The sequence below is a fragment of the Caballeronia choica genome, assembly GCF_001544535.1.
In the GTDB taxonomy this organism is placed as follows: Bacteria; Pseudomonadota; Gammaproteobacteria; order Burkholderiales; family Burkholderiaceae; genus Caballeronia; species Caballeronia choica.
This window is the reverse complement of record NZ_FCON02000042.1, coordinates 47061-60415: the sequence shown is the minus strand read 5'-3', so window position 1 is coordinate 60415 and position 13355 is coordinate 47061. Positions and strand designations below refer to the sequence as shown.

At 60.2% G+C, this 13355-nt stretch carries 8 protein-coding genes; 4 read left to right on the top strand and 4 right to left on the bottom strand.

Going from position 1 to position 13355, the window contains the following annotated elements:
• Positions 1 to 350: 350 nt before the first annotated feature.
• From AWB68_RS19525 to AWB68_RS19505, 3 genes are all read right to left on the bottom strand, one after another.
• On the bottom strand, positions 351 to 1487 hold the full coding sequence (locus tag AWB68_RS19525) for a porin (protein ID WP_087645989.1): 1137 nt from the start codon (positions 1485 to 1487) through the stop codon (positions 351 to 353).
• A gap of 584 nt (positions 1488 to 2071) precedes the next feature.
• Positions 2072 to 4222, bottom strand: a complete 2151-nt coding sequence (locus AWB68_RS46620; protein ID WP_125482977.1) for a Kelch repeat-containing protein — start codon at positions 4220 to 4222, stop codon at positions 2072 to 2074.
• A gap of 908 nt (positions 4223 to 5130) precedes the next feature.
• Positions 5131 to 5799, bottom strand: coding sequence for a tyrosine-type recombinase/integrase (locus tag AWB68_RS19505; protein WP_235028414.1), 669 nt, complete (start codon positions 5797 to 5799; stop codon positions 5131 to 5133).
• Positions 5800 to 6624: 825 nt separating this feature from the next.
• Between AWB68_RS19505 and AWB68_RS19500 the strand changes: the two genes are divergently transcribed.
• From AWB68_RS19500 to AWB68_RS19485, 4 genes are all read left to right on the top strand, one after another.
• Entirely contained in the window at positions 6625 to 7536 is a 912-nt protein-coding gene (locus tag AWB68_RS19500; RefSeq protein WP_235028413.1) for a CHASE2 domain-containing protein, read from the top strand.
• Positions 7536 to 7901 (top strand): hypothetical protein, encoded by a 366-nt coding sequence (locus AWB68_RS19495; RefSeq protein WP_125482976.1) that lies wholly within the window; start codon positions 7536 to 7538, stop codon positions 7899 to 7901. Before AWB68_RS19500 ends, AWB68_RS19495 begins: the two co-directional genes overlap by 1 nt.
• Positions 7898 to 9586, top strand: a complete 1689-nt coding sequence (locus AWB68_RS19490; protein WP_087645983.1) for a M48 family metalloprotease — start codon at positions 7898 to 7900, stop codon at positions 9584 to 9586. The genes AWB68_RS19495 and AWB68_RS19490 overlap by 4 nt, the downstream gene beginning before the upstream one ends.
• Before the next feature lie 408 nt (positions 9587 to 9994).
• Positions 9995 to 11674, top strand: coding sequence for an ABC-F family ATP-binding cassette domain-containing protein (locus AWB68_RS19485; RefSeq protein ID WP_087645982.1), 1680 nt, complete (start codon positions 9995 to 9997; stop codon positions 11672 to 11674).
• Between the two features lie 373 nt (positions 11675 to 12047).
• On the opposite strand, the gene AWB68_RS19480 is transcribed toward AWB68_RS19485, so the two are convergent.
• The gene (locus AWB68_RS19480) at positions 12048 to 12359 is read right to left on the bottom strand and encodes a DUF4148 domain-containing protein (RefSeq protein WP_087645981.1); all 312 of its coding nucleotides are present in this window, start codon (positions 12357 to 12359) and stop codon (positions 12048 to 12050) included.
• Positions 12360 to 13355: the final 996 nt, after the last annotated feature.

The window sequence follows — 13355 nt, the reverse complement described above, 5'->3', positions numbered from 1 at the left end:
CCCGTGCGACACGTGTCGCTGCATGGCCAGCCGTTCGGTTGGAGTAAGAGCAGGGACGTGCGGCGCCTCGCGGCCAGTTGTGGCCGCTCACTTATCTCACAAAGCCGTTATTCGACCGGCCGGTCCACTCTGAAACCTGCCGGATGGCCTGGGGTGGCATCTCGGCCGTGTTGTAGTCGTTCGCAGGTTAATACTCGATACGTTCACGAATGGCGGCTTTCATCGCGCTCGTTTCGCGGTCCGTCGAACGCTAGCGGCTTGACATGCCCGCCGCGTTGTCGCAAACGCAGTGCACGTAGGGTGTCGCCCCACCCCGCGAACCCTGAGGTCGCGCCCGTGCATGCGCTTGCCTAGAAGCGATGACGCAGGCCCGCCGTCACTTCGACCTGATTGGTGGTCGATGAAGGCGCGCTCAATCCATTGATGAACGCCACCCCCAATGCGGTGTTCTGGCTCGTGCTGACTGACTGGTAAACACCCTGCAGATATACATCCGTACGCTTGGACAGGTTGTAATCCGTCTGCAGGCCGACCTGGTTCCAGTGCGGAGCACCGCTTCCGGCGTTACCGCCCGCGCGTGAGTATGTATAGGCTCCGGACACGTTCAACGCTGGCGTCAGGTTATAGCGAATATTGCCCTCGAAGTTCTGGAAATGGGTGCTCAAGCCGGTCTGGAATATCTCAGTCAGGTTGGTCTGCGTGTAAACGAAACCAACGACTGCCGGTCCGAACGCGTAATTCACCCCCGCTCCCCATGTCTGCTGACGCGCGGCGACGAGAATCTGGCCATCGGTCACGGCGCCGTTGGCATTGAAGTTGGCCGCCGCCGCGGAGCTCGCGCCGTTGTTCAGATGAAGGTACCCGGCGGCAAAGTTCAGGGGACCCCAACTGTACGATGCGCCCACGCTATACGCACGGTTATCCGCAAATGCGCCTGCTGCGTTGGAAAAGCCGTACAGCCCGCCGAATCGGAATCCGGCATAGTTCGCGCTCTGGTATTTGATCGAGTTGTTGATCGAGAAGGAATTGTTGTTCAGGTTGTCGTTGTTGAACGGGTGTGCGAAGTGCGTGCCGCCATACTCCGTACCAGTCAGCGCCAGCGGTCCCACAAAATCGATCATGCTGTCGTACTGGCGGCCCAATGTTACAGCCCCAAAATCGACGCTCGACAGGCCGACAAAGGCCTGACGGCCAAACTCCCGACCGTTCTGTGCCAAGGTCCCGTTGTTCACGTTAAAGCCGTTTTCCAACGTGAAGATTGCCTTCAGGCCACCTCCCAGGTCTTCCGCTCCGCGCAGGCCCCAGCGGCTGCCCTCCACTGCGCCGCTCGTCATCTGCACGTTGCTGCGGCCGCCTTGGCTTGTGAGTTGGCTGTTCGTGTAGGTGATGCCGGCATCGATCAGGCCGTACAACGTGACGCTGCTTTGCCCCTGCGCGGCACTCGCAAGCAAGCCCAGAAGAACTGCCGCCATAAGGTTTCTTTTCATTGCATCACTCCAGTAAATTAACGTAGAAACTGTTTCACAAAACGGTATCTGCAGATCTCGCAGCACGAAGACCGCGAAAATCTCGCGCTGTCAATCTCGCCGCACCTACAGGTCGTGACGGCACAAAATCAGCAATCCTTCACATTTAGAAAGTTTCTGTTGGCAGATTCAATATTCATCGTTGTACACCGATTGATACTGGATGGATTTCATGTTGTCGTGAACCGACAGATCAACCTTTTACGACCATAAATATGTCGTGCAGCCTCAGCCCCATAATGGTGAGCATTAAGATGCATCGTCAGCGACGCTCAGCAGGCCATCTGCGATCGTTCGCGCTACCATGCCGACATTTGAATGTCAGCTTCGGCCAGCTATCGGACCCTCGTGAGGATGATGTCAATCGGATCCCTGGCCAAACCGGTCGCACATCCCTAGCTGCGACCAGGTGTTCGAGAACATCCGGTGGCTGTTTGGGGGCCGCTTGCTCCCAACCAGCGGAGCCGTCTAGTTGCGCTATGCCTATGTCGTGATCGTCGTTGAATCGTCAAAGGTTAGTATGAATCGCGTTGCGCAGACCTCTCTTAGCGGTGCATGGTTGCGGCGATCTGTGCGCCATTCCGAGAAATGTCGAACAACTCTGAGCTGGAAAGGAAACTGGCTCCCTTGCCACCCACGACAAGCAGACGGCCGTCGGGCAGGAGCGTTGCAGTGGGATCGGCACGGCTGTTCGCCATGGAGGCCGCAGCCAGCCATTGCATGTTGACGGGGTCGAATATCTCCACTGACGATAGTGCCGTGCCGTTGATCCCTAAACCACCTGCGACAACCACCTGGCCGTTCAGCATGACGGTAGCGGTGTGTGAGTCACGACGGGTCACCATAGGCGGCATGGGTTGCCATCTCATGGTCTGCGGATTGAACAACTCAACCTGATCGGTTGGGAGTCCGAAAGCGCCGGAGCTGCCGCCTGCAACCAGGACGGTGCCATCGGCGAGCAGTGACGCCGTGTGGAATGCACGATCCAGGCTCATGTCGGGTACTGCCGTCCAGGTATTGGCGATCGGGTCATACACTTCCGCAGAGGCAAGTTTCCCAGTGTTGTTTTCCCCACCTGTGACGAGAACCCGGCCGTCCGCAAGTAGGGTTGCCGTGTGGTCGGACCTGGCCGTGTTCAAGGAAGCAACCTGTGTCCAGGTGCGTGTGCTGGGGTTGTAGACCTCGGCTACGGCAGTATTGGTGCTGGTCCCATTGTTGCCTCCTGCAACAAGGACCCGACCATCCTTGAGAAGGGTTGCTGTGTGACTCACGTGGGCTACTATCGTGGGGGCCGCCATCCCCCATTGCGTGTCAAAGATTTCGACCGAGGTCAGTCCGCTACCGCTGGCACCCACGCCACCCACGACAAGAACACGGCCATCCTGAAGCGTAGTAGACGTGTGTAAGAAGCGCGGTGTTGCCATCGATCGGGTAGTGAGCCAAATTCCTGCCAGGGCCCGGCTTTCCACTGAGTCGAGTATGTGTGCGGCACGTTCGGTGTCGGTGTTGTAGCCGCCTGCCACCAGCACTGAGCCATCAGGACGCAGCGATGCTGTATGTGTTACGCGGGGATTATTCAGACTACCGGAAGGCGTCCACGTACCAGCAGCCGTCACAGTCAGCGTCAGGGTGGTCTGGGCTTGACCTGCCGAGTTGGACGCGACCACCGTGTACGGGGTTGGGGCCTGCGGGGTCGTCGGCGCACCAGTGATAGCACCGGTCACGTTATCAAGGTCGAGACCGTCAGGCAGAGTCGGGTTCACCGCAAACTGTGTGGGCGCCCCACCCGTCAGCCTCGGCACATTCGGCACGATGGGCTGACCCACTACGTACACCGCATCGGTATAGGAAACCGTGGAGGGAGGCACCAACGCGGGGGGAGGCTCTATCACCGGCGGCGGCTCTATTACCGGGGGCGGCTCTATCACCGGGGGCGGCTCTATCACCGGGGGCGGCTCTATCACCGGGGGCGGATTCACCACAGGGGGTGGATTCACCACGGGGGGCGGATTTACTACGCCGGGAGGCACCGCCACTTGCTCCACCACAATTGAGATATTCGTTTGAACATTACCGGCAGAATTGGCACCTGTTACGGTGTACTGTGAAGCCGGATGGGGGAATAAAGGGGCACCACTGATGATTCCCGTCTGAGGGTTCAGTGAGAGGCCCAATGGGAGGGCCGGATCGACGGTGAACTGTGTAATCTCTCCACCAGTAGTGATCGGCATGTTCGGGACGATCTCTTGACCTGCCGCGTAGATTGCAGATTCGAGGGAGTACCTCAGACTTTCCGGGGCTATCACGTGATCGACTATCTCAATCTGGATACGTCCGACAGCCGAACCCTTGACGTTCGTGGCGTTCACTTCGTAGATCGTAGCGACAGTCGGCGAAGCGGGAGTCCCACTAATGACACCCGTGTGAGGGTCGATAGTGAGGCCAACTGGGAGTGAAGGCTCGATGGAGAATGAATCCACCGTTCCGCGCACACTGGGCATGTTTGGAATGATGGGTTGGCCTACCACATACACCACGGAGCTATCGGCGTAGCTGAGAGCAAAAGGTCGAATGAGTGGAACTCGCGGAGACGACTCTGATGAACTTCCGCAGGCGGCGAACTGGGTTATAAATAGGGCCGCCACGATAAGAAGGAAGAGCCCACCGATCTTTGCTGGGGTGCGTCGGGTGTTCATTATTGGAACCTCCCCTCCACTTATCCTTGTGAAGGATAGTCATTCCGTCCGTGTCTTAGGGTTTTTTAATACTATTGGCCGAATTCGGTCATAGGTTTCCCTGAACTATGCAGTCGGCCTATACGACCGAAACGGTCTAAAGCGCTTGCCCCGCGCCGGACGAAACCGGACCTCCCGAATGGCCGAAACTCGAAGTGCCCGAAGGTCAACTGAGAAGGGGATGATTGTCCGTTCCATCTAATTGCTGCCGATTAGGTCGCCTCTGGCCCACCGTCCGTTGAGGGTCGTGAAGACTCATTCGCACTTCCCTGAATCCGACATTCATCTGCACCGGATCGCCAATGACAGCAGAGCGGCATGCAGCAGCCGCACGGCGCCCGACCAGCGAGTGTCGGCTATGGCCGGGTCGAACGCATAGGCTGTCCGGCAGGGTTCCGCGCCGAAGCGGCCGCTACGATGGTGGTCCTGCGGCGACGACGACGGCACAAGTCCGCCGGCTTTGCCCCAGGAGCGCCGCGCTGGAAAGTGGCCGCACGAACCAGCATGTAGAATCGTTTCGCGCGGCCAGGACCAGCTGCGCCAGATTTCAGTCTGCTCGGAAATCTCAAGCGCGTCGTCGACTTCGATGCCCAGGTACCTGATTGTGCTTTCGAGCCTATTGACTGCAGTCAATAGGCTCGACTATCTCCCGCGCGGAACTATGTCCAGTGATCACTCGGAAGCCCCGCGCGTTGGGGATGTGCCGCAAGTGCGCTGGACATTAGATCGCGCTTTCGCAGGACCTATTCACTGGATTACAAGACCTTCGTAGGAGAAGTGGCCCAGCGCTCGTTCGCCCGTCGAACACGGAACGAGCGGACACGTCATGTGCTCGTCGGATCTCTGATCACACAGCAGTTCGCAGCCAGCTAAACGATCCCGGCGTTCCCGTGGATCTTGCAGACCGAATCTATGTCCCGCGAAAGGCGCGACCGTGTGCCGTCATGCCGTGGGCTCCTGGGGTCGCGGGACATTGTTCGGCGCGGGAGATAGTCGATCTTGCTATGGCCGAGCAGCAACTGCACCGCCCTGAGATTCTTCGTGCGCTTGTAAATCAGGGTTGCCTTGGTACGGCGCATCAAATGCGTGCCGTATGCCGTCGGATCTAGTCCCGCGGCATCCGCCCATCGACGTATCATCCGGGCATATTGCCGGGTTGAAAGGTGCGGGGACGCCAATAGTCGACTTGGGAAGAGGTACTGCTCCGACCTCAGGGCAGCCTTTTCAAGCCATGCGGCGACCGCCCTCCGGGTCGACTCGGTCAGTTCAAATTGGACTGGGCGTTGTGTCTTTCGCTGAATGACTTGCGCCCTCGCGAGGACCTGATTGCCATGCGTGACATCACGGACTCGCAGACTGACAAGATCACAACCACGCAGTTTGCTGTCGATTGCAAGGTTGAACAGGGCGTGATCGCGGACAGCGTGAGCGTTCTGAAGGTAGATCCGGATGGCCCAGACGTCTTTCGGCCTTAGCGGTGGCTTCTGGCCAACCAGCTTGCCTTTGTTCCATGCCGCACGGGTTTGTTCGGTCTTCATAGCAGTCTCCCACAGGGATGATGGGAGTTCGATTGTGGTACCCGGGCTTGACGCCCACTCTGGGCGGATTTCATCGAGGTTCGCACTCGGCCCGGCGAGGTGTCGCCATTCACCGATCCGACGGGGCCTTTCCGGATGGCTGGTCGGCATCAGAAACCTGCCCGATAACCTACGGGTACATTTCGGCCATTGCTGACATTCAGATACAACGTCTGTAAGGCGGCTACCAGCCGCTTTCCTGACGTTCACCGCTTGCCAACCGCGAATGATGATCCTGTAGCCGGCCTCCTCGTCGTGATGAAGCGGCGGGGTTAAAGTCAGTTTGCGAAACATACTCTGAACCGACAAGGCCGGCATGAACCACTGCGGCATAGACCTGCACTTAAACAACTACGTGGGGTGACCGTCAGTGATGACGAGGACCGCATCCGGTACCAGAAGCGACTGCCGAACGCAGAAACACTCGCGCAACCAGCCCTCCCGTCGAATGAGCGACCAGGTAGAACGACCAAACTGCCTCGATTCTGTCGAGGACGCCCTTCACTTTCACCCTGTTTCCCGAAGCTATCGACAAAGCCCCGTAGTTCTGGCTCTGCCCAACAGAGCCTTTTGAACCAAACTTGGCACTTGGCATAACCTCGGTCATGCAAGCTGGTTACTCTCGCAGAAGAACCTGAAGCGAATCGATGGCGGCAGGTCGCGATCGATTCTCATCCGAAGGTGTACCAACTCGTGCAGCGCCGTCTCCAAGGATGACGCGCGTCCTCCGCGCAGAATGAATGTAGATGGGAGCAGACGCTTTTTTTTCCTCTGGAGTCGGTGGTTTTGCAATCGTCGATCGCACCTTGTACGCTGCGTCCTGAAACTGCTCCCTTTCGCTCAATGCAACGATTTCGGATTTGCCCTGCCAGATATACTCCACGCCATCAATTCCCGCCTGATCTCGTGAGGGCATCACAAGCGTGCGGGAACGATGATGCTTCGAGCCGGCGCTATCCTTCTCGGCTCTCCTCTTTCGACGCCTTCAATCACAAAGTGGTGATGATCGGCGGCGCGCTCGCCAATTCCAACGACATCGTCTTCTCGCCGATTCACGAGCGTGTGCCTGGCGTGTATCTACATGCGATGGCGCTCGACAATCTCCTTAGCAAGGGACCGGACTACACCAAGGCGGTCGAACTCGGCTTTGAATTCGATGATGCGCATGTTCGAGCTTTCTGGCTGGTGCTGGTCGGGTTGCTGGGAGTCGCGATCGTGAGCATCAGCAAGGAGCGGCTGGTCGAATCGCGGAAAGAACGGCGTCACGTCAAGCACGAGAGAGCGCCGACTCATAACACGCCGGAAACGGTGGATGAGACGGTCACGGCGGCTCGTCCCGAAATCGCAAGATTCGAGAGCAACGGCAATCCCGGTGCTCTCGTTCTGCTTGACGTGGCTAGTACGCAGAGCGCCGCCCAGAACACGCACCCGACATCCGCATCGTCATTGCAGTCCGTGCGCGCGGCGCGCCGTGCGCACGGAACCGCCAAATTCCGCACTGCCTTGCATTGGACCTGTTTCAAGGTATGCGAGATCGCACTGTCCCTCGCCATCGTGGGCGCGCTGCTGTATCTCGGGCAGGCGTTCTTCAACGTCGCGTATCTCACGGCAGTGCACGTCGCGCTGTTCGCGCTCGTGAGCGAGTGGCTCGAATGGAACAAACACCTGGTCGACTGGCTTCTGGCTCCGGAGGAGTAGTGAAAATGATCGAGACATCGGGCAAGGTCTTGGCGGCGGCGTTGCTGCTTGGCGCGGCGTGCGCCGCGCATGCGCAGAACGCAGATATCGTGTCGCAGATGGGTGGCGAGAAAGAGATCCGGCTCTACAAGTCACCATCGAAGAAAGACTTCGCCGGAATGATTCCGGCGCAGGGTTTCCCGTGGAAGGTGAAGTCGAAGTCCAAAGGCTTCTACGAAGTCGCGACGCCCGCAGGCAGCGGGTGGGTCAACTCGCTCGACGTGAACACCGCTCCCACGGCGATGGTCGTCTGCACTGTTCCACCCGGATCCAAATCCATTGCCGGGTCCATGAACGCTAGCTCCGACCGGTGCCGGCAACCATGAACACTCGCGCAACCCGACTCGGCCTCGCCGTGGCATGCGCGCTGAGCGCGAGTGCATGCTCTGACACCAAGCTTCCTTCGAGCCTTTCCGAATTGATGCCCGGTTCGAATTCCGACGCCGGCATGCACCAGATGGGCAAGCTTCCGCCGCCTATCGCGCGCTCTTGGCCTTCCGTCACCGAAGACTTGAACAACAACCGCGCAGACGGTTGGGGACTCGTTTCCATGCCGGAGATGGAACGCTATCTCAACGGCCTGCTCGCGAAGATAAAGCGCACGGCCGGCGTGCCCGACTATCCCGGTACAGTGCATATCACGGCGGATACTGCGCTCGCCGCATCATCGTCGGCAGCTGGGAACATCTACGTCTCGCAGTACTGGATTCAGATCGCGGAGAGCGAGGACGAGATATTCGCGGTGCTCGCGCACGAGTTCGGCCATGTCTATCTGAATCACTACGCGGCCAACGACGTCAAGACCGCCGGCGAGACCGGCGCGGCGATCGCCACGCTCGCATGGAACTATGCGAACAAGCGCGCGAGCACGACGGAATGGTCCGGCGTTGACAACATCTTCGTCGTTCAGGCGCTCGGCACGCGTGCGCTTTTCCCCGCGTGGCAGCGTTCGTTCGAAGAGGCGGCGGACCGCTTCGGCGCCACCATCAGCCTGAAATGCGGCTATTCGTACTCGGAGGGATTTCGCACCTTTCTTGCACGGATCGGCACCTACGACAAACAGGCGAAAGAGCAGCAGGAAAAGCTCAAGGAGATGCAAACGGCCGCCGCGCGCGACAAGGCAGTGAAGGACGCCACCAAGCATCCGCTCAAGTCGCCCGTCTTCAACAATTCGCTCACCCCGTTCACCTCGCAGATGGGTACGCTCGACCGCCTGAGCGACGCGCTGGCAACGGCGACTTCGAACACCGTCGACGTGAAGGGCTCGCTCGGCGGCGCGACCTTCGATGCGCAGCACGCGCTGGAGGACCGCATCGGCGCGGAGGCGGAGACGGTGCAGGAAACGCACGGTGACGCCGCCCAGCGCGAGGCGGACTTGCGCAAGCAGATCGAGCCGTTGCTCGGCGACGAAATGCCCGACGCCAAGGTCGAGCCGTGGAAGAACGCGCGCAAGCAAGGCGCGACGGCGACGATCCTCGCGCATTACGCGCTCGCGTCGAACATCCAGACCCTGCAGGCGCAAAAGCACTACGGCGAGGCGCTCGCTGCGGCGAACACGATGGCGTCCGGACCCACGGCGAACGACGGCTTGCCGCTCTACCTCGTCTCGAACCTGACGTCGCTATCCGCGACCGGTCCTCAGGACACGCCGATCCAGATCCTGCGGCGCAACCAGAACGCGCACGAACGGTCGTGGCAGATTCAGGTGAATCTCGCGAATCGCATGGCGTCGTCACGCGATCGGGCGAATGCACTTCCCTTCTTGCAAAAACAGTTCGACGAATTCGGCCGTGCACCGCTCACGTGGTCGCCGATGATCGCGTTCTACCGGCAGACCGGCGACACCAAGACCGCCAAGGATCTCGCGCTGAAATGCACGGCGAACTATCCGGACTATCGCACGCCTTGTCTTGCGGCCTCGCAGACGCCCGCCGAGACGAAGCAGGCGGATCAGGGCGGCATGGGGCACATCCATAGCGTGCTCAACAAGCTGATTGGCGTGAACAAATGAGCAGCTGAGTCAAACTACCGCCTGCTATGCAGGCCTTGCACACACAGGTGCGCAAGGCAAATTGCGCGCTCGTCGGCGTCATGCCACACGCATAAATCGCGATGATGACATGGCTAAATTGTGAATTGAATCGCGCGTCCGAGAGGCAAAGCTGCCGCTGGCGCAGGGAAATGTTTTCGACCGGCGGCTTACGGTGAAGGGGTCGAACGGGTACAAACGGCGAGGAGCCGTCACTCACCGTCTGTTCCTGGCCCCGCACCCGGAACGCCCGGTGCGCCAGTACCCGCCTCGCTTTGTGGCCGGTGGGCGGCGCAAAGCGCCAGCAGCTCTTCACTCGTGCGGCGAGAAAAGAGACAGCTCCGTACGTCCGGTCGGCTATCATGCCTATCCTCTTCGAAGTAGCTCCTTATGATTTCCGTCCGTAATGTCACACTGCGCCGCGGCGTCAATGTCGTACTCGACCGCGCGTCCGTCACCTTTACCCCCGGCGAAAAGATTGGCCTTGTCGGCCGCAATGGCGCCGGCAAGTCATCCTTCTTCGGCCTTCTCAACGGCACGCTGCACGAAGACGGCGGCGAGTTCTCGATTCCCGCTGCATGGAAGATGGGCCAGGTCGCGCAGGAGATGCCGGAGACGACGCAGAGCGCGACCGACTTCGTCGTCGAGGGTGACACCGTGTTGCTGGCCGCGCAGACCGAAGTAGCCGCCGCCGAGGCTAGCGACGACGGCATGCGTATGGCGCACGCCTACATGAGCCTGCACGACGCCGGTGCACACGATGCCCCCGCACGCGCTCAAGCGCTGATCCTCGGCCTTGGCTTCAGTGCCGAGCAGCTTAACCAGCCGGTCAACAGCTTCTCCGGCGGCTGGCGCATGCGTCTGCAGCTGGCCCGCGCGCTCATGTGTCCGTCCGACTTGCTGTTGCTCGACGAACCGACCAATCACCTCGACCTCGACGCGCTGGTCTGGCTGGAAACCTGGCTCAAGCGCTACGAGGGAACCATGGTCGTGATCAGCCACGACCGCGAATTCCTCGACGCGGTGACGCAGGTGACGGTGCACGTAGACAACGCCAAGCTCGTGCGCTATGGCGGCAACTACAGCAAGTTCGAAGAGATGCGCGCTGAGCAGCTCGTGTTGCAGCAGGCCGCGATGGCCAAGCAGGCGGACAAGATCGCCCACCTGCAGAAATTCATCGACCGTTTCAAGGCCAAGGCCTCGAAGGCGAAACAGGCGCAGAGCCGGGTCAAGGCACTCGAACGCATGGAGAAGATCGCACCGGTGCTTGCCGACGCAGAGTTCAGCTTCGAGTTCAAGGAGCCCCTCAACGTCCCGAATCCGCTGTTGTCGATGCTGGACGCGAGCTTCGGCTACGCGGCGCCGACCGACGCACCGCCGGGGACGCCGCCGACGGTCATCGTGCGGGGCATCAACCGATCCGTGCTGGCCGGGCAGCGCATCGGCATTCTCGGTGCCAACGGCCAAGGCAAGTCCACTCTGGTGAAGACGGTGGCGCACGCGCTGGCGCCGATTGCCGGCGAAATCAGCGAAGGCAAAGGCCTGAACATCGGCTACTTCGCCCAGCAGGAGCTCGACGTGCTGCGCCCGCTCGACACGCCGATGGAACACATGATCCGCCTGGCCAAGGACACGCCGGCGCACATGCGTGCCCCCGGCCAGAGCGGCACGGAACAATCGCTTCGCACCTTCCTCGGCACCTTCAACTTCAGTGGCGACATGGTCCATCAGGCAGTCGGTACGATGAGCGGCGGCGAGAAGGCGCGGCTCGTGTTGTGCATGATCGTGTGGCAGCGTCCTAACCTGCTGCTGCTCGACGAGCCTACTAACCATCTCGACCTGGCCACACGCGAGGCGCTAGGCATGGCGCTCAACGAATTCGAAGGCACAGTGATGCTGGTCAGTCACGACCGGTCCCTGCTGCGCGCGGTATGTGACGAGTTCTGGCTCGTTACCAAGGGTAGCGTCGAGCCCTTCGACGGCGATCTGGACGATTACCAGCAGTTCCTTCGTGACGAAGCCCGTCGCATGCGTGAGCAGGCTTCCGGGGAGCAGAAGGTCAACGCCTGAGCTAACGGTTAACCTCCTGGCAGTTCCAGATGGAAGCCGGCATAGGGCTCGCAACGGGTCGAAGGCCGCTTAAGGGTCGGCCGGAGATCATTCGATCGAACCGTGATCGGCCATAAGCGGTCTTCCGAATGTGCCGTTGCAAGGTACGAAAAGTCTGTCGATGCCGACCCGGTGGCGCGAACTGGGCGATGTCAGTAAAGCGGGCTAGACATCAGTGGAGTGAAAAAACCGCGGCGCCCATGTACATTCGTTGAAAGGGAGACCCGTGGGGCGGTCTGCAGGCCACGCTCCAAGGTATCGGCGCTGCGCTGGAATGCGACGCGCGGTTGCTGCGCGCTAATTCTAAGGAGGACCGTAGTGGCTCCGGGCCTTCTCACCTGGGTTGAGACGGCTTGCACTCCGTTTCGAACCAATGGTCGACCCGGCGCTGCGCCGCGTGTAGATCCGCTGGGTAGTTTGGGTCGTCGTGCCATGGTGATGGGTTGTAGCCCGCTTTGCTCAGAGCCGAAATCTCGCTTCGGTGTTGTGACCTCGTCCGAGGCGCGTTGCTTTTAGTCGCGGCCAGGTCATGGCACTCGGTTGGGGTCAGATGTGGCCCGCTGTGTGGTACTCCGGCGGCGGCATAGCCAGTCAGAAGGAGCGCCAACGCAGCAAGCGTCGAGCAGCTATTCGTGAGCTTTTCCATAGCACATCTCCATGCGTCCGATTGGCGCAACGCAGCGGCGCGATCCCGCCGGTCGCGCGTGACTTCCTCGCCTATTGTGCCTCAGTCCAGTCACCGGAAGAGGCGCACTGTACAAAGGGAAGAAAGTCAGGCGCCAGCGCCTCGAATGACCATCGCATTTTCGAAAAGAGAAACACGCCCACCGGATGTCGGGCGTCCGAGAAGCGTCGCGTTTCTGCCGACCGCGTCGGACAGCGGTCGGAGGAGATGGGTCGAGAACGTGGTCTTCGCTGATCGAAAAGCTGCGGGGTGACTGCTCGTCCTAGGTATCGTCAGCAATCCGCCGCATTGCCGACGCATAACCCAGACAGGCCCAATGTGGGTTATGGGTCCGCCAACGAACATTCGATTTCCCCCACAGCGGCCATTCACGATCGACAAATTCAACCAGCCACTGAATGACGGCAATGGGGTCCTCACCTGCCGCTGTCATGTCGCTGAACCAGCGACCGCAATGGCCGAACTGCCGTCCCCGAGACGGCGGCCTGAATGACCGGACCACTTTGTAGCTGCCGCTGGTTGCAGACCGAAGGACCGGTGGCAGTGGGTCGACTTCGGCGGACCGCATTTGGCAACGCTCGGCCATCAGTGGTCGGTCACGGTTGGCGATGCGGCCATATAGACCTAGCCAAGGCCACTCCGTCGTCGCTCCTCATGCATGTGCTGCATCTTGCGGAGGCCCCGGTGAAGGACCTCGAAGTGATACGGCACAGTCTCGCGCGCTTCCTGATGCTTGTAGCAGCCGCGCAGTTCGACTCTGGCAGCTCGGCAGTAGCTCTCTATGATGAACAGCCTATCGGAGTGTCACATCTCGGCCACCGGGAGAAGACATCTGAACGCCCATTCGGCAAGGAAGAGTACGGCCCGCACCCGGGTTGCCGCTTGCATAGCAGCATTTCAGTCTTGCACAGGGCGCCCGCGCCAGCATCGCGAGTCTGCCGGCCGGTCGCACGGTCG

Bases quoted from the DNA above. Each gene is read 5' to 3' on its own strand.
- AWB68_RS19525 (WP_087645989.1), bottom strand. From the start codon at position 1,487: ATGAAAAGAAACCTTATGGCGGCAGTTCTTCTGGGCTTGCTTGCGAGT.
- AWB68_RS46620 (WP_125482977.1), bottom strand. From the start codon at position 4,222: ATGAACACCCGACGCACCCCAGCAAAGATCGGTGGGCTCTTCCTTCTT.
- AWB68_RS19505 (WP_235028414.1), bottom strand. From the start codon at position 5,799: ATGAAGACCGAACAAACCCGTGCGGCATGGAACAAAGGCAAGCTGGTT.
- AWB68_RS19490 (WP_087645983.1), top strand. From the start codon at position 7,898: ATGAACACTCGCGCAACCCGACTCGGCCTCGCCGTGGCATGCGCGCTG.
- AWB68_RS19485 (WP_087645982.1), top strand. From the start codon at position 9,995: ATGATTTCCGTCCGTAATGTCACACTGCGCCGCGGCGTCAATGTCGTA.
- AWB68_RS19480 (WP_087645981.1), bottom strand. From the start codon at position 12,359: ATGGAAAAGCTCACGAATAGCTGCTCGACGCTTGCTGCGTTGGCGCTC.